This window comes from Margalitia sp. FSL K6-0131, assembly GCF_038008735.1.
GTDB classification, from domain to species: domain Bacteria; phylum Bacillota; class Bacilli; order Bacillales; family Bacillaceae_C; genus Margalitia; species Margalitia shackletonii.
This window is the reverse complement of the sequence record NZ_JBBOZS010000001.1, coordinates 1,315,296-1,332,979: the sequence shown is the minus strand read 5'-3', so window position 1 is coordinate 1,332,979 and position 17,684 is coordinate 1,315,296. Positions and strand designations below refer to the sequence as shown.

At 38.9% G+C, this 17,684-nt stretch carries 15 protein-coding genes and 1 pseudogene; all 16 read right to left on the bottom strand.

Features of this window, described 5'->3' with window-relative positions; translation table 11 throughout:
- Window positions 1–21: 21 nt before the first annotated feature.
- The 16 genes and pseudogenes from NSQ59_RS06375 to NSQ59_RS06300 all read right to left on the bottom strand — a co-directional run bounded on the left by NSQ59_RS06375 (window position 22) and on the right by NSQ59_RS06300 (window position 17,525).
- Window positions 22–963, bottom strand: coding sequence for a carbohydrate ABC transporter permease (locus tag NSQ59_RS06375; RefSeq protein ID WP_083489225.1), 942 nt, complete (start codon window positions 961–963; stop codon window positions 22–24).
- A 54-nt stretch (window positions 964–1,017) separates the two neighbouring features.
- Window positions 1,018–2,259 (bottom strand): annotated as a pseudogene (locus NSQ59_RS06370) (ABC transporter substrate-binding protein).
- Window positions 2,260–2,600: 341 nt separating this feature from the next.
- Window positions 2,601–5,198: an ABC transporter permease gene (locus tag NSQ59_RS06365; protein WP_340830196.1), complete on the bottom strand. Its 2,598-nt coding sequence runs from the start codon at window positions 5,196–5,198 to the stop codon at window positions 2,601–2,603.
- Entirely contained in the window at window positions 5,195–5,878 is a 684-nt protein-coding gene (locus tag NSQ59_RS06360; RefSeq protein WP_340830195.1) for an ABC transporter ATP-binding protein, read from the bottom strand. Before NSQ59_RS06360 ends, NSQ59_RS06365 begins: the two co-directional genes overlap by 4 nt.
- Window positions 5,879–6,079: 201 nt before the next feature.
- Window positions 6,080–7,081, bottom strand: coding sequence for a sensor histidine kinase (locus NSQ59_RS06355; RefSeq protein WP_340830193.1), 1,002 nt, complete (start codon window positions 7,079–7,081; stop codon window positions 6,080–6,082).
- 1 nt (window position 7,082) lies between these two features.
- Window positions 7,083–7,766: a response regulator transcription factor gene (locus tag NSQ59_RS06350; RefSeq protein WP_055738646.1), complete on the bottom strand. Its 684-nt coding sequence runs from the start codon at window positions 7,764–7,766 to the stop codon at window positions 7,083–7,085.
- A gap of 191 nt (window positions 7,767–7,957) precedes the next feature.
- Window positions 7,958–8,854: a ribokinase gene (rbsK, locus tag NSQ59_RS06345; protein ID WP_340830190.1), complete on the bottom strand. Its 897-nt coding sequence runs from the start codon at window positions 8,852–8,854 to the stop codon at window positions 7,958–7,960.
- A gap of 97 nt (window positions 8,855–8,951) precedes the next feature.
- Window positions 8,952–9,767 carry an energy-coupling factor ABC transporter ATP-binding protein gene (locus tag NSQ59_RS06340; protein WP_340830187.1) on the bottom strand — a complete coding sequence of 272 codons (816 nt, stop codon included), beginning with the start codon at window positions 9,765–9,767 and terminating at the stop codon, window positions 8,952–8,954.
- A complete protein-coding gene (locus NSQ59_RS06335) occupies window positions 9,764–10,630 on the bottom strand; it encodes an energy-coupling factor ABC transporter ATP-binding protein (RefSeq protein ID WP_340830186.1) in 867 nt (288 codons plus the stop codon). Before NSQ59_RS06335 ends, NSQ59_RS06340 begins: the two co-directional genes overlap by 4 nt.
- On the bottom strand, window positions 10,627–11,373 hold the full coding sequence (locus NSQ59_RS06330) for an energy-coupling factor transporter transmembrane component T family protein (protein ID WP_340830183.1): 747 nt from the start codon (window positions 11,371–11,373) through the stop codon (window positions 10,627–10,629). The genes NSQ59_RS06335 and NSQ59_RS06330 overlap by 4 nt, the downstream gene beginning before the upstream one ends.
- A 139-nt stretch (window positions 11,374–11,512) precedes the next feature.
- Window positions 11,513–12,106, bottom strand: a complete 594-nt coding sequence (locus NSQ59_RS06325) for an ECF transporter S component (RefSeq protein ID WP_340830180.1) — start codon at window positions 12,104–12,106, stop codon at window positions 11,513–11,515.
- Between the two features lie 17 nt (window positions 12,107–12,123).
- Window positions 12,124–13,056, bottom strand: coding sequence for a nucleoside hydrolase (locus NSQ59_RS06320; RefSeq protein ID WP_340830178.1), 933 nt, complete (start codon window positions 13,054–13,056; stop codon window positions 12,124–12,126).
- A 12-nt stretch (window positions 13,057–13,068) separates the two neighbouring features.
- The gene (locus tag NSQ59_RS06315) at window positions 13,069–14,073 is read right to left on the bottom strand and encodes a LacI family DNA-binding transcriptional regulator (RefSeq protein ID WP_340830176.1); all 1,005 of its coding nucleotides are present in this window, start codon (window positions 14,071–14,073) and stop codon (window positions 13,069–13,071) included.
- A 395-nt stretch (window positions 14,074–14,468) separates the two neighbouring features.
- Window positions 14,469–15,473, bottom strand: coding sequence for a Gfo/Idh/MocA family protein (locus NSQ59_RS06310; RefSeq protein WP_340830175.1), 1,005 nt, complete (start codon window positions 15,471–15,473; stop codon window positions 14,469–14,471).
- A 54-nt stretch (window positions 15,474–15,527) separates the two neighbouring features.
- On the bottom strand, window positions 15,528–16,610 hold the full coding sequence (locus tag NSQ59_RS06305) for a Gfo/Idh/MocA family protein (protein ID WP_340830173.1): 1,083 nt from the start codon (window positions 16,608–16,610) through the stop codon (window positions 15,528–15,530).
- Between the two features lie 24 nt (window positions 16,611–16,634).
- A complete protein-coding gene (locus NSQ59_RS06300) occupies window positions 16,635–17,525 on the bottom strand; it encodes a sugar phosphate isomerase/epimerase family protein (RefSeq protein ID WP_340830170.1) in 891 nt (296 codons plus the stop codon).
- Window positions 17,526–17,684 lie beyond the last annotated feature (159 nt).

Genomic DNA, 17,684 nt, shown 5'->3' with positions numbered 1-17,684 from the left:
TTTCCAAGGTCTTTTCCTCCTTTATTCATAGTGCACCCATTTTTTCTGTAAAATCATTTGTATTACGGTAACGATTAAAATAATGAATAACAATACTACTGCAATAGCCGCTGCATAACCTTTATCATTTAACACAAACGCATGTTGATAAAATAAGTAGACGATAGATTGTGTACTTTCGATTGCTACGCTAGTATTTGGAATCATCATAAAAATCAAATCGAATACTTGAAATGCACTAATTAACGACATAATCGTAACAAAGAAAATAATAGGTGATAAAAGCGGCAAGGTAATTTTAAAAAAGGTAGTGACTGGGCCTGCCCCATCGATTTTGGCAGCTTCATAATAGGTTTTAGAAATACCTTGCAGACCTGAAAGAAAAATGACCATATTGTATCCGATGCCGCTCCATATTGCCACAATGATTACCGAGTATAAGGCAATATGGGGATTGGTAATCCAGCTTGGTCCCTTAAGGTGAAACCATGAGAGAATGTAATTAATTAAGCCAAAGTCTGTATTGTAAAGCCATTTCCACACCATTGCAATCGCAGCCGGCATTGTAATAACAGGAAGGAAATATAATGTCCGATAAACCGATCTTCCTTTTATTTTTTGATTAAGTAAAACCGCCACAATGATGGATAGAAAAACACCAATCGGAACGGTTAAAAGGATATAAATAAGTGTGTTTTTAAAAGCTTTCCCCAGATCGGGATCCGACAACATTTCTGAATAATTTTTTGTTCCTATCCATTCATGGGTTCCAAAAGCTCCCCATTCTGTAAAGCTATAATAAATGGTTTGAATAATTGGCCAAAAATAAAAGATTAATAGACCAATCATGGTTGGAGCTATCATTAAATATGCCCATAGATAATCTGATCGCTTTTTTGTTTTATAATATTTTTTGGTCTTCATTTTGTTTTGCGTTTCCATTGCTATTGGGAGCTCACTCATGCCAGCCCTCCTCCTATTATGTGAGGAAGGGCATTACCCTTCCTCTAATATTGACTAATTTTTATCAAGTATCTTATTACCTTCTGTTGTTAATTCCTTCGTCGCATCTTCAACGCTTTCCTCGCCGCTCCAAGCTTTTTTAAGCACTTTCGTTTCTTCGTCCCATAAAGCACCTGTATTTTTCACACTTGGTAATGGATGAGAGTATTGTACACCGTCAATGAATGCTTGAAGATGAAGATTGCTAACCGATTTAATCCAAGCATCTTGTGTGCCGTTATAAGCAGGAATAACAGTGCCTGTATTCGCAAATATATCCGCTGCTTCCTTTGAACCTAAAAATTTCACAAACTTCCATGCTTCCTTCTGATGCTTCGTATTTTTAGCAATAACGTTTGCTAATCCATGTATACTAACTGCTCTTTCTTTTCCTTTTGGCATTACTGCTACATCTAAATCCTTATTCTTTTTATATTCTGGAACCATCCATGGGCCATCAAATAACATGGCGATTTTTCCAGAAAGAAACATGTCTGATGGAGCTGTTTCTGTCATTTGTGCAGCTGTAGGAGATAAGCCTTCTTTAATAAAGCTGATATTGTATTTAAGTGCTTCAATGGCTTCAGGTTGTGAAAATCCCACGGATTTACCATCATCCGAAATGATATAGCCGCCATTCTGCCAAATTAAATCATAATATCCGCCTTGATTTCCCATTAAAGCACCGAATCCCCAAATGCCTTTATCCTCATTGGTTAATTTCTTTGCTGCTTCCTTTAATGTATTCCAATCCCAAGTATCATCAGGATAAGAGACACCAGCTTCGTCAAAAAGCTTTTTGTTATACCATAACCCGGTTGTATCAAAATCTTTCGGAATTCCAAATTTCTTGTTATCCACCGTATATAAGCTTACTAACGAATCCGGATAATTTCCCATATTATAATGATCCTTTTTAATCAAATCATCTAATGGCAGAAGAACGTTCCCTTCCGCATATTGAGTAATGTGAGGACCGTTCATCCATAGAACATCCGGCAATGCTCCGCCAGTGGCTGCCGTTTCAAGTTTCTGAAAGTATTATGCATACGGAGTGAGTTCTATTTTTACTTCAATATTTGGATTTGTTTCATTAAACTTTTTGATGATTTGCTCAATAGCGGGCACTTGCTTTTTATCCCAAAGACCATAGCGAATAACGACTTTTCCATCCTTGGAAGAAGCTGTTTGTCCTGAACAACCAGCTATTACAAAAACCAACGTCAGCATAGCAATGAACAGAAAACATTTCTTCATTTTAAATCCCCCTCGAGTACAATTCTCCATACAGACTGTTATAGCGATGTCATTACCATTTACGATTGAAAGTGCTTACAATTTAATTCATTACCCTCCCTTTCAAAAAAATTATAATGATGTCATTACCAGTTGATAGTATTATAGCATTAAACTTATTTGCGTGGAAAGATAAATTTTCAATTTTTAGAATTATGTAGACCCTTGGAAACCATGTTTAACTTCAAGAATTAATGGATTATTATAAAGAAGAATACAATGTTTTTCATACAAAAAACCACCCCAAAACATATATATTTTTGAGATGGTTTTACATACATTTTTCACTAAATCCTCGTAACCTAGATGCTTTCTTGCTTTAGCGAGTCGATAATATTTTCTTTTTTTACTTTGGAGCTGGAGTAAAGCATGGCGATGCTGACGATGATGAATACGGCTAGGATAGCATAGACAATTTCCAACCATGGAAGGGAAAATCCAAAGCTGAAACTGTTCATTAGGGATCGATAGATCAAATACATGACAACAATGCTAACAGGAAGACCGTACAGCAATGACTTTATACCATAAAAGATGCTTTCATAATGAATCATCTTATTAAAGCCTTTTGGCGTCATGCCGATCGATTTCAACATTGCAAATTCGCGTTTTCTGAGCGAGATGGAAGTGGTAATCGTATTTAAAATATTTGCCACCGATATCGCAGTCATGAGTGCGATAAATCCGTACGTGAATACCGACATTAACAGCATCATCTGTTCTTCCTGCTGCCTTCCTCGAAATACATTGTAAACATACATATTGCTAGGTTTTATTTTTTCAATTGCTTCTTGTGTTTTGATAGGATCCTTACTTTTTAAGTAAAGTAAAGAACTAATACCATCTGATGTATATTTTTTAAGCAATTGATTCATGCCCTGTTTGGAAACAATGATATTTAAGTTTCCTAGCCCACTTGAAGATACTCCCATCGGCAATTGATCAGTCAATGCCGCAAAGGTTACTTCTCCAAATCTCTCCGTTTTTTCCGTATTAGGATCCATAAGGCTTAGATCAATACTTTGGCCGACTTTGGCATGAATAGCTTTCGTTTCTACATATTTTTTTGCTTGCATATCCTGATATGAAATAGTGTCAATCACAATACCAGATACACGTTTCGGATTAATCAACTGCGCATAGTCGGCACCAATTGATTTTGCATATGCCTTTAAATGTTGCTCATCTATTTCATACACCATTATATTATAAGGATATTTCCCATTCTTCATTTGATCTTGATAGTCTTTTGTCTTTAGTTCTTTCGCGATCGAATCTTTATGGATCCATGCAATACCCTCGATACTCCTCATTTCGCTAGCATCCGTTACATCCCCAAGCTGCGCAATGGACTTGAACAATTCTTCATCCGCTTTCGTCATTTTACCATTTACAGAAACTTGAATATCAAAATTTATATTTTCCTGTGAAAGAACCAATGATTTTTTTAAATTGGCATTAAAAAAGGAAACGGCTAAAAACAGTACAATACTAATAACGAGTGAAAAAACGGTCGCCTGATATCTTCGTTTATTTCTTTTTAAATTTTTCAATCCAACCTCTGCTTCAAAGCCAAAAACTTTGCGAACAAACTTAGATGTTTTTACTTTTTTACTCGTGAGTTTAATATCGGTTGTTTGCCGAATCGCATCGATCGCAGAAATCTTCGATGCTTTTCTAGCAGGGAGATATGTTGAAATGAAAATAGTTACTATTGAAACAACGCACGCTATTAAAATCGAGTATGGTGTAACCGTCAACCTCCAATTCACATCTAACCCCAGTGCATCTTGAATGACCGAATTAATAAAGAGAAAAGTAACTCCAATCCCGGCAAGTCCAAAAATAATTCCAAGCGGAATACTAATCAAGCCAATGATAAACCCTTCAAAAAATACAGAGTTTTGCTTTTGTCGTCTGGTCGCTCCAACACTGGAAATCATACCCAAATGACGAGAACGCTCGGAAACAGAGATGGCAAAGGCATTATAGATGAGGGAAACAGAGCCAATGATGATGACCCCCATAATAACCGCAGTTAATGAAAATAGGGTGCGTTTTAGGCCAGGGTCACTTGTTACTCCATAATAACGCAATAATTCATTATTAAACTTTACGGATTTAATATTTTCTTTCTTGGCAAGAGCCTTGGCATGTGAATATAAAGATCCATTCACCTTTTTTAATACAACAGCAGCATCAGCTTTATTGGATGCTCCGATCATGCTTTTATCAATATAACCAATAACCGTATATCCTGGTGCCCATGTTGGTTCCCATTTCGGAAGTTTTATAAAACCAACAACAGTATATGTTTTAGTAGTCAGCTTTTTAAAAGTTTCGGTTAATTTTTCATTCTCTATTTGTAATGGATCGTTTTGTCCAAATTTCTTGATCGGTTGACCAGGTAATTTCATTTCCCGCTCCCCGATATCCAGGGTGATAGAATCGCCAATATTAAAATTCACTTTTCCATCTGTGGATATCCGATCAGAGAGAACTACCTCGTTCGCTGCCTTTGGCAACCTTCCTTTTTCCAATTCAATCGGAAACTGTTTAAAGCCTTGGGCATTATATTGTTTTATAAATAAATAAGGCTTACTTTTGTTTTGCCCGCCTTTTAAAGGGGCATATCCCGCGTCTCGTGTTAATACAACCTTTTTCGTTGCGTCATCTTTTTCAATGGCTTCGAGTTGTTTCTTATTTACATCCTTATATAAAACATGCCATTCCCCATTGTCCTTCATTTCCTGCCTCTTCATTAAATCTGTAAAGGAAACAAATAAGGTTGCAACCGCCGTAATCATCGCAACAGAAATGATAACTCCAATAATGGTCACAAGGGTTCGCCGCTTATTTAATTTCATATGTCTTACTGTGAGTTTGTTAACAATGTTCACGGACGAATCACCTCATCCTTAGCAATCTTTCCATCTTCAATGCTAATGACGCGATTCGCCTGAAGCGCGATTCCTTCATCGTGTGTAATAACAAGTAACGTCTGATTTAATGTTTTATTAAACATTTTTAATAAGTCAATGATTTCCTTGCTGTTCTTGCTATCAAGGTTCCCAGTTGGCTCGTCTGCGAGCATAATTGCTGGATTGCTAATTAATGCTCTGCCGATTGAAACCCTTTGCTGCTGCCCGCCTGATAGTTGGTTCGGCAAATGGTTTAAGCGATTCTCCAGATTAAGTAGCTTCACAATATCATCAAATTGTTTTTTATCCACCTTATGCCCGTCAAGCAAAAGAGGCAGAGTGATATTCTCTTCGACTGTTAAGACAGGGATAAGATTGTAAAACTGATAGATTAACCCGATTTGCCTGCGTCTAAAAATGGCTAATTGTGTTTCATTCAGGTTATATATGTCCGTATTGTCAACGAAAACTTTTCCGCTGGTTGGACGGTCGACACCGCCAAGCAGATGCAGAAGCGTGGATTTGCCGGAGCCAGAAGGGCCTATTATGGCGACAAATTCGCCCTTTTTTACGGAAAAAGATACATCATCGAGCGCCTTCACTGCCGTTTCACCTTTGCCATATTGTTTAGACAGATGTTCTATTTTTAGAATTTCCATGTAAAAAACCTCCAAGTATTTTCTAAGGTCTATTCTATCTGCCTTTTATGACTTTGCAGTGACTGGAAAATGACAGTTTAGTCACTTAAGGTATTTGAAATAAAGAATCTTATAGCCTTAATAACCGTTATCTTGTTTAAGAAAAGATGCTTAACTCTAATCTAGTATTAAAAGCTTCAATTTATATGAATCAGTCAACCTTTAAATGACTTGCTTATAAAACTTTATTCTAAAGCTCGTCCCTTCCCCTTTTTTACTCTTCACCTCGATATCTCCATTTTGACTCGTAATAATGCGATGGGCCATCGCCAATCCGATTCCGACACTTTCTTTACTCGCATTTTTCCCTTTATAAAATCGTTTGAAAATATTGGGTAAGTCTTCTTTCGCGATGCCGATTCCAGTATCAGTGATACTGATTTCTGTAAACAGGACATTATCGTTGCAGGAAATGGTGATTGTTCCCCCTACAGGTGTGTGCTCCACACAGTTTTTTAAAATATTGATCAAGGCTTCGGCCGTCCAATGAAAATCCCCTAAAATAGTTATAGACTTCCCGCAACTTATGGATACGGTTTGATCCTTAATCTCTATTGGAATCAGCAAATTCTCCAGCGCTTTTTGTACTAGCTTTTCCACCAATATGGGTTCGTTTTTAAATTGGGTTGTACCTGCATCAATTTTGGAGAGTTTCAATAACGAAGAAACGAGCCATTCTAATCGTTCTAACTGATTACGAAGATTTCTTGTGAATTCCATTCTTTTTTCAGCCGGAAGATCGGGGGTACTTAATAAATCGGACATCATCATCATCGAGGTAAGCGGAGTTTTCAGTTGATGGGAGATATCGGAAATCGCATTCGTCAATTGGATTTTATCCTTTTGCAGAAGCACTCTTTGCTCCGATAACATGATAGTCACTTTATAAATCTCATTTTTTAAAATACTAAGCTCTCCCTCGACATTATCACGAACATCAAGGGTATAATCCCCACTGTGAATTTGCCGCAAATATCCGGAAAGCTTCTCGATTTCACGATATCGCTTTTTGGTAAATAACAGGCTGATACTAATCAGTAATATAGATACGATGGTAATTAGCAAGGTGGCAGCGACGGAGAAAAATGCCGCAGCTGCAATAGCCACTAGGCTAATCACACACATTGTTAAAAGGTGGGCTTGCACCTCTTTATTCCTCAGCAATTCAATCACCAACCTTATAGCCTAAACCACGCACTGTTTTAATAATTTGCGGATTTTGCGGATTATCCTCTAACTTTTCCCTCAACCTCTTTATATACACCGTTAACGTATTGTCATTCACAAAATCCCCCGCAACATCCCAAATTTGCTCTAAAAGCTGGTTTCTTGAGAGGACTTGTCCAATATGGTTGGCAAAAATCAATAAAAGACGATATTCTAATGCGGTCAATAAAATCTCCTGCCCATTTTTATAGACTTTTCCTTCAAGGGTATGGACCTGAATGTCGTTTATTTCAATGAAAGATTTGGTAGAAGTATACTTTTGATACCTTCTTAAAACCGTTTTAATCCTGGAAATCAGTTCGCGGATTCGAAATGGTTTGGTGATGTAGTCATCAGCACCCATGTCAAGCCCCATAACCACATTCACTTCATCATCAATAGCGGTCAGAAAAATAACCGGAATATCTGTCTGCTTTTTTACTAATGTGCATAACTCATAGCCGCTCCCATCCGGCAAAGAGACATCAAACAAACATAGATCAAATTCATCTAAACGTTTCGCTATTACCTTTTTTGCCGATTCAGCATCATAGCACAGTTCGGTAGAAAAATGATCATGCTGAAGCGAATATTCCAATCCGGAGGCAATCGTTTTATCATCTTCCACAAGTAATATTTTCATAGAAAATCACCTTATCTTTGTTTCAATAAATTCCCACTCTCATATTCTATATCATCCCGCATTTAGGTATAAATGTCATCCCTTATTTTGGGACGGGGGTGACAGGTCCCTTTTCCAACTTGGAAAAGATTTATTCTTTAGAAAGAAAAAAGGAGCATTGTTAGCTCCGATCATGCTAATTTTTAATATGATCATTTCTCCACTTCATGCCCATATGGCATGGAAGGGATTGCCCCTTTCCGTTGCACCACCATCGATGCCACTTTGCTCGCAAACTGGGCTGCAGCCACTTCCTCTTTTCCCTGTGCTAGCGCGAAGGTAAATGCCGCTGTAAAGGAATCACCGGCACCAGTGGAATCCACGGTTGGAACAGAATAGGCGGGAATATGTGTATGAACATTTTTACGAATGAAATATGCGCCTTTTTTGCCCATTGTTACGATAATTTGTTTTGCACCCTTATCCATTAATATTTTTGCTGACCTTATTACATCCTCTTTCGTTTGAATCTCTTGCTTTGTTAAAATGGAAAGCTCTGTTTCGTTAGGAGTGAGAGTATGAATCATAGGATACCATTCGTCCGGGAGTATTCTTGCGGGGGCTGGGTTAAGGATTACTTTTTTTCCTAAACTATTTGCCAGCTTCAATGTATGGCTCACCGCTTCACACGGAATTTCCAGCTGAAGAAGAATAAAGTCTCCATTCTCTATAATTTGTTTTTGATATTCGATTTCCTGTGGCGTGATTTCACCATTTGCTCCCGGGTATAATACAATAGAATTCTCTCCATCTTCACTCACCTGAATAAAGGCCATCCCTGTTTTTCCATTCTGGTAGACCCCTTTAGAATCCACTCCTGATTCTTCCAAAATGGAAATTAGCTGACTGCCATATTCATCACTTCCCACTTTACCAATCATTTTCACCTGTGCACCTAATCTGGCAGCACAAACCGCTTGATTGGCACCCTTCCCGCCTGGAATAGTGGCAAAAGAAGTACTCGCGACAGTTTCGCCGGGCTTCGGCAAGGAACGAACGGTCGTAACAAGATCCATATTCAAACTTCCAACTACAACAATCCTCTTCATCTCAATTCCCACCTTCTATGGTGTCAAGCACCTTTTATGGACATATATAGACTTTGTCTCCTGATGTCCGTCTTAGGTGGACAACATGCCCATTTGTCTATGAGTGGTGCCTGACACCCGAAATTCTATCAATCATTTCTTGAATGGATAGAATGTTACCTCCTATTTGCAGCCTTTTTGCCACACGGCTGATGTATGGTTGTTTTAACATACTTTTCTCCAGTATGGTTTGGTCCCAGAATATTTTTCGAACCGTATCGTCGGCAATAATTTTACGGTTTGCCATGACCACAACCCTTTCAAAATTACGGACGACAAATTCCATATCATGGGTAATCGTCAAAATCGTTTTCCCTTTCTCTCTAAGGATGCGGATGATTTCTCCCAATCGCTCCATCCCTACTAAATCCTGTCCAGCAGTAGGCTCATCGAATATTAATATTTTTGGTTCCATTGCGATTACAGAGGCAATCGTAACAAATTTTCTAATAGAATAAGGTAAATTATAGGGATTTTCTTTTTCGAACGGTTTTAATCCACATAACTCTATTGCTTTTTCTGTATTCTCCTTGACACTTTCCAGTGGTAATCCGATGTTTTTCGGACCGAACTCAACTTCACTGTATACAGTATTATGGAAAATTTGATCATCTGGATTTTGAAAAATATATCCTACTCGATGAGACAGCTTTGCAGTTGAGTATTCCTTTGTATTCAAACCATCTACTAGAACATCGCCTTCTGTAGGTTTTAATAATCCATTCATCAATTTTACCGCAGTTGTTTTTCCGGCCCCATTTTGCCCGATAATAGCCAAGGATTCTCCTGATTGTATGGACAAATTCAAATCATCTAGTGCTTGATAGCCGTTGGGATAGTGAAACGAAACATTGGATAAATGTAAAATCGTCATCGTCTCTCTCCTTCTTTTAAAAACAATTCTATTAAAGAGTTATACGCTTCCTCTTCCGTTATAGGGATTTCTTCCAATTGAAAACCACTTGCGTTCATTGCCATCCCCAGCATTGCGTATTGTGGCAAGGCCATTTGAAAGTCAAACAGCATGCTGTTGGAAAGAACTTCTTTTGCCGATCCTTGCATGATCACTTCCCCATCATGCAAAAGAATTACGAAATCGGCATACTCAGCAATTAACTCCATTTTATGCTCGACCAAAATGATTGTTTTTCCTTTCTCCTTCATAATTCCGATAATCTCAAATACTTCTTCTGTACCTTGTGGATCTAACTGTGAGGTTGGTTCATCTATTACTAAAAGATCCGGTTCCATAACTATAATGGAAGCAAGCGCCACTCTTTGTCTTTGGCCTCCTGATAATTCTTGCGGATGCTTATCACGTAAGTAATCTATTTTTAATAATTGCAAAATATCCTCGACACGTCTCTTAATCTCTTCAACTGGAACTCCTAAGTTTTCAAGCCCAAATGCTATTTCCTCAAAAACGGTATCTTTAACCCCGCTCACTTGAATAAAAGGGTTTTGAAAAACGAATCCGACTTTTACGGCCATTTCGCCCAAATCATATTCTAAAATATTTTTTCCAAAAACGGTTACCTCCCCCTCTAAGGTCCCTTTATGAAAATGGGGGATAAACCCACGAATAATATTGCAGAGAGTCGTCTTTCCACTTCCATTACTGCCGATTACTGCATACAAGTTTCCTTCTTGAATCTCCAAATCAATATTCTTCAGCACTGGCTGTTTTCCGACCGGATATTGGTAATTAACATTTTTTAAAGAAACTATTGTACTCATACTACAATCCTCCAAACGATCAAACCAATTAGCAGAATCCCCATTATGATTTGCAATACAACATCGATACGCTTCTTTTTTAGCTCATATAATCTTGTTTTCTTTCCTTTAACGGAAAAAGCTCGTGCTTCCAATGTTACCGCTCTTTCTTCTGTAGCAGCCAAGGAAGATAGAATCAATGGGCTGAGTGTCGGAATAAAAGCCTTTGCCCTCGTAATGATGTTTCCTTCTGTCTCCACACCTCTAGTTTTCTGCGCATCCATAATAACCTGTGCTTGTTTTTTCATTTCCGGAATAATTTGAAGGGTGGATAAAACCACAAACGACGCCATCGATGGCAATCCCATATTTTCTAATGCTTGCACCGTGTCCTTCATACTGGTAATCCGAAAAAACAATAGGAAAACAGAGGATATTCCAAGAATCCGGGATGTCATATTTAGTCCTGATTCTACCCCATTTTCATGAATACTCAGGAAACCAATGGTATGAAGAACGGTACCGCCTGGGGTAAAAAATGCTTGAATGAAGAACACAAGCACCAGCAATAATAGCAGGGCTTTCACGGCAAAACTCAAAAATTCCTTTAACACTCTTGCTCCTAAAGCAATCAAGACGCAAACAATGAAAATACCATATCCATACCAAAAAGTTGGAATCAGCAATACAGAAATGGTCACAAAGAAGGTAAACACTAACTTCGTATTGGGATGAAGGCATAAAATAAAGTTCTGCTTCGCCATTTTTGATTCCCCTTATTTGGGTGTCAGGCACCCTCCGTGGACAATTTGGCGACATTTCCACCACAGAAGGACACTTTGTTAAATGTCCTTCTGTGGTGAACAAAACCCCGTTTTGTCCACGAGTGGTGCCTGACACCACTTATTTTTGTTTCATGTATAAGTGGCCGTATTTAAGCTTGGAGAGATAACGTTCTGACATGCTTTTTACGATAAAATAACAGATAAAAACGGAAATGAGTTTGTCGGCAATTTCAGAGATAAGAGAGGAAGATAGGACTGCAGACCATAGCTGTTGTCCTGCTGCCAAGAATGTTGCAGTAAGCAAGGAAGCACCGCTGCCCCCAGCGCCGCCAAAAACGTATACTGTTATCGGTGCAGAGACTACCATCGCAACTATTGTGACAATGAGACCAGAAATAACAACCTTCCAAGCCTTCGTAAACATCTTATACTTAGCAAGATATCCGACTACCAAACCGATTGCGATGGATGTTAAGACATATGGAAAAAAAGTTGGATTAAAAATGGCATTAATCAAATTCGTCACAATCCCTGCACATATTGCTACCCAAGGACCAGCTATAACGGCGATAAGAATTGTTCCAATTGTGTCTAAAAATATGGGCAGTTTTAATAGATTCGTAATTTGAAAACCAACCATATTAATAGCCACACCGACAGGAATTAATAACAATGAGATCAAATTGAAATCTGCACGTATACCCCTTTTCATGACCAGTTTCCCCCTTATTATTTGTAGCTTCGTATTGCCTGATAAAACAGCTCGACAAAATCCTCCCTATTCACATCAAACAGAACCTTAGCATTTGGCTGCTTTCCACTGCGGTTTTTCACATCGACGACCGTTGTACCAGAAGTGAATTCTCCCTTCGTTTCAATCTCTACCCTGCAATCTATCCCGCTAAATAATTCAGGTTGAATCAAATAGGCAACAGAGCACAGATCATGAAGTCGAATTTGTATGTCTTGTGTATCTTGATTGGTTGACCCTGTATAATAATGGAGTAAATCATATATGACTTGTGAAGTCTTACTTTGGATATTTCGAATTTTTTCCGTATCCTTATTCGTTAAATAGGCCCGATGTGTCACATCTAAACCACTCATTACAATTGGGACACCTGCGTTGAATACAACATCTGCAGCTTCCGGATCTACATAAATATTAAACTCTGCAGTCGGTGTGACATTTCCCCCTTTGCATGCTCCCCCCATAATCGAAATCATTTCTATGTTCTCTTTTACCTCAGGATAGGTTAATAGTAAAACCGCGATATTCGTAAGCGGCCCTACCGCTACGATTGTGACTGGCTTTTCTGAAGATAAGACAATGTCCCTAATCGCTTGAATTGCCGTCCGCTCACTTCCTGCCATTTTAGAAGGCGGAAGCTGGACATTTCCAAGTCCTGTTTCTCCATGTACATCATCAGCAATAAATAACTCTCTCATCAAGGGCTTTTCTAAGCCACGGGCAATTTCTACATCATATTTTTCTAGAAAACTAACAAATTGCAGGGCATTTCTATACGTATTTTCCTGTGTGTGATTCCCGGCAACTGTGGATATAAGTTTTACTTCAAGATCCCCCGAAGAAAGCGCTAACAAAATTGCCATTACATCATCAATACCCGGGTCACAATCAATAATAATTGGTTTAGACATGCTTATTCCCCCTTATTTTATGCTTCTTGTACTTTGACGAATGACCAATTCAGGGTCTAATTTTACAACCTTTGTCTCTTTTTTTGCCTTTTTTAAATCTTGAATAATCATTTCTGCCGCTGTCTTTCCTAATGTGTAGGATGATTGCCGAATGGTTGTAAGTTTCGGTGTTAAAGCCTCAACTAGTTGAATATCGTCAAATCCCACTACCGATAAATCTTTTGGAATATTCATCCCCAGTTCGTAAGCAGCTTGATATATTCCGCAAGCCATTACATCATTGCTGGCGAAAATCGCCGAAATTTCATTTGATGGAAGCAGCTTTTTTGCAGAAGTGTAGGCATCCTTCATTCGAAAGTTACCAGTTTCCAGAAGAATAGGAAGATTCGCTTCCATCATTGCCTTTTGATAACCAAGAATTCTCCGCCTTGCTGTTCCTACTTCTTTAGGTCCAGTCATACAGGCAATTTTTTCATGTCCAAGATCAATTAGATGTTTAGTTGCCAAGTATGCCCCTTTTTCATTATCAATGAAGACACCATTATATGGACTATTGCCATCCTCTTCCCCACGGTCAATTAAAACAAAAGGAATATGTGCTTTTTGTAAAATTTCATAGTGTGCTTCAGAATAACGGCTGTTGCTTGAAAAAATGATTCCATCCACATATTTTTCTTTTAAAAGCTGGATATAATGCTTCTCTTTTTCCTCATCATCGTCGGTATTACAAAGAAAAACACTGTAACCGTGGTGATTTGCAAGGTCCTCGACTCCTCTTACCATCTCCGGGAAGAAGGGGTTAGAAATATTCGGCAAAACCAAGCCCAATGTTAACGATTGTTTTGTTACTAAACTCCTTGCAAGTGCATTCGGCTGATAATTCATCTCTTCCACGATTTTTAAGATTCTTTCTTTCGTTTCTTGACTAATCCCCCCCAGCTTGTCGTTCATCACCCTTGATACTGTTGTAATGGATACTCCCGCTTTTTTTGCAATATCCTTAATCGTAACTCGCACATTCCATCACCTTACAAAAACGTTTTACTAAAACGCTTTACCTATTTTGATACATGTATATGGAAAGAAAAGATGAATATTCCGCACTTTTAATTTATATTTTTGATTCATGTAAGAGAAATTAACCTATACTTTAAAACGAAAAAAACCATATGGTATAAAACCACATGGCTTATCAATAACTTAAAAAAAGTTAAGGGACAGGTCCCCCTATTCCAACGTATTGTGTCTCCTTTTTTGGCGTATAAATAGACCCGTTAATAATTTTCGGAAGGGTTACTCCTTGTTACCCTGTAAGACAGATATGAATAAAGCGATTTATTGACAGTTCGCTGCTGCCAGGGGATGGTGTTATATCAATCAGCGTTTCATTTTTTTCTGTTCTATATCTATCACTACTGAATTTCACTCAATACAATCCGACGATTTTCTTTATTAGATAAAGCAGCTACCTCATTTATCTTTGTTAAGTTAATAAAGTCTTCTTTTGTAAGGGTAGGAGCTTTATCTGTTTGTATTTCCGCAACCCATTGGTCCATAGGCATTGGTAATCGCTGTACTGCTTGTTGTGGACTTTCCCAGTCATGATGGCCAAGACGGCTGCTTCTGAGGCGAATCTGCTCGTCCTCGATTAGAAGAGTCCCTTCTGTTCCATACAGCTCTAATTGAAATGGACTACCATAGGATAAAAAGCCAGTTTCAATCACGCCCAGTGCACCAGATTTGTATTCTAGTATAACGACGGCATTGTCATCCACTCCATGATGATTGGTTTGCTGCAGGCGTGCATGTAACGCATTAACAGGTCCCATTAGTCGATTGGTCAAATAAATCGGGTGTGCACCAAGATCAATGAAGGAACCTCCACCGCATTGTTCCTCATCAAAAAAGCGGGCAGGCAGCCATCCTTGTGTCTTTCCTTCAGGAGGAACTGCACCATTGTGAGCCATGCGGCAGCGAATCGTTGTAATTTGGCCCAGCAGTTCTTCGTCCACTACCTTTTGTGCATACAGATATGGGCTTTCTGTTAACCTTGGTAAGGATACCATCAGTTTAACTCCGTTCTCCTCAACTGCAGCAAAAATTTCTTCACAGTCTTTTACATTAAAAGCTAACACCTTTTCCGTAAAAACATGCTTCCCGTGGTTTACAGCTGCAAGAATAACTTCCTTATGTAGATTGGTAGGTGTATTTACGACCACCGCATCAATGGAAGGATTAGATATAACGGATTGTAGATTACCATCAAAAGGAACACCTAATTCCGCAGCCCACTTTTCCCCGCGTTCTGCGTCTTCATCCCATACAAGCTGAATCGATAGCTGTTCATTTTTTTTAATCTGATTCGCATAGTCATCCGCATGGACATGCCATCTGCTTAATAATGCAACATTGATCACGTTTGCCACTCCTTATATTAACTAGTTTGTTTGAATTGAGGAGACGGGTCACTTTTAGCTAAAATAAACTGCTTTCCCCGTTTTGGCAGATTCATAGATGGCTTCTAAAATTTGCGTTACAACTAGAGCTTCCCTAGGTTTTACAACTGGCTCCGTATCATTTAGGATGCTTTCAATCCAAAGTCGCGCTTCCATATCAGAGTCATTTTCTGCCTTTCCGTCGTAAAAGGCTACACCACCTGAGCCTAATTCCACATTGGTCGTATAAAGCTTCCCAAAATTCTCTCCATTAATACGCAAGCCGTCTTTCATATCCGCTCCGCCTTCTGTTCCGCTTAACGAGCATTTCGCTTCATCGACATCCAACGTATTTAATGCCCAGCTTGATTCAAGCACGATGGTCGCTCCATTTTCCATCGTAATAAAACCGAATGCAGAATCTTCAACGGTGAATTTTTCTGGATCCCAAGGTCCCCATGCATTTGCAGCGTCTTTCTTTTTCCCTAATTTATGATATGTGGTTCCCATCACAGATTTTGGCTTATAATTATCCATCATCCATAAAGTTAAATCGAGAGCATGTGTACCAATATCGATCAATGGTCCGCCACCTTGTTTTTCTTCATCTAAAAATACTCCCCAAGTTGGGACTGCACGACGGCGAATCGCATGTGCCTTGGCATAATAAATTTCCCCAAGATCTCCGCGCTGACATACCTTATGTAAATACTGGCTGTCTTGACGGTAGCGGTTGTTGTAGCCGATTGTCAGCTTCTTGCCTGTACGCTCAGCAGCTTCAACCATGGCTTTCGCTTCTTCATATGTTTTCGCCATTGGTTTTTCACACATAACATGCTTCCCGCTTTCTAAGGCCGCAATCGAAATTTCCGCATGGGAGATATTAGGGGTACAAACATGTACAACATCAATGGACGGATCTTTTAATAATTGTTTATAGTCCCCATATACCGCCGCCTCACTTGTACCGTATTTTTCAGCAGCTTTTTTTGCCTTTTCGATTTCAATATCACAGAATGCCACGATTTCGACTTGTTCGATTTTACTTAAGCTTGGCAAATGCTTTCCGTTTGCGATTCCTCCGCAACCAATGATCGCTACTTTTAGCTTTTCTGTCATGGTTCTTCCTCCTAATCTATTATTTTATTTATATGTTTTTATGAACTTTATCGCATCACTAATATCCTGAAGCGGATTTGTTCCAACTTCTCTTTCAATCGTCAAATAACCTTCATAACCGATTTCTTGTAATGCGGCAAAATACGCTGGGAAATCTACCTTTCCTTGGCCAAGCGGGAGCTCCTTGAAGTATTCCCCTGCAGTTACCATTTGAGCGATTTTTTCATGATCTACCCCACTGCCATAACCAAGTGCACCGTAGACATCACGAGGATCGACTTCACGATATCTTACTCCGTCTTTTACATGTGTATGAACTATATAGTCTTTTAAAAGCTTTACCCCTTGGGCAGGGTCATCACCTGTCACCATCACCATATTCGCAGGGTCAAAATTCACTGATACACCATTTGTGCTGAGGGAATCGAGGAAACTTTTTAATCTTGCTGATGGCTCCGGACCTGTTTCAATCGCAAAATAAGCATTTAAGCTTTTTGCATAGATTCCCAACTCATCACATGCCTTTTGCATTTCTTCGTAAATTGGGTCAGATGGTTCATCAGGGATGATACCAATATGTGTCGTAACAATATTTGTTCCCAATTCCACAGCAAGATCCAGGATTCTTTTTGATTTTTCAATCTTCTCTGGGTTCAATTGGGCATCTTGAAATCCGTGTCCACCGAGATCTCCGCATAGGGCAGAAATTTCTAATCCTAAGGAATCAATATAATTCTTTAAATCTTTTCTAGCGGAAGAACTCAAATTTTCCGGGCTCATCTCCCCTTTTACCACATAGATTTGCACACCATCGGCACCAAGCTCCTTTGCGGTCTTTAAACCTTCCCGAATCGGCATTCGAAGACTGTCCACAATAATACCGATTTTGTTGGACAATTTTTGTTCTAGCTTCATAGGATGAACTCCTCCTTTTGAGAAAGTATTTGCTTTACATGAAATTTGTTTTTATTGTTGATGCCAGTTCTCCTGATTGGATTCCATGTTCGGGCATCAAGCCACTTCTTTGGTGACCGTGGCAGTGGCACAATCCCTTTTTCGGGCACGATTCCACTT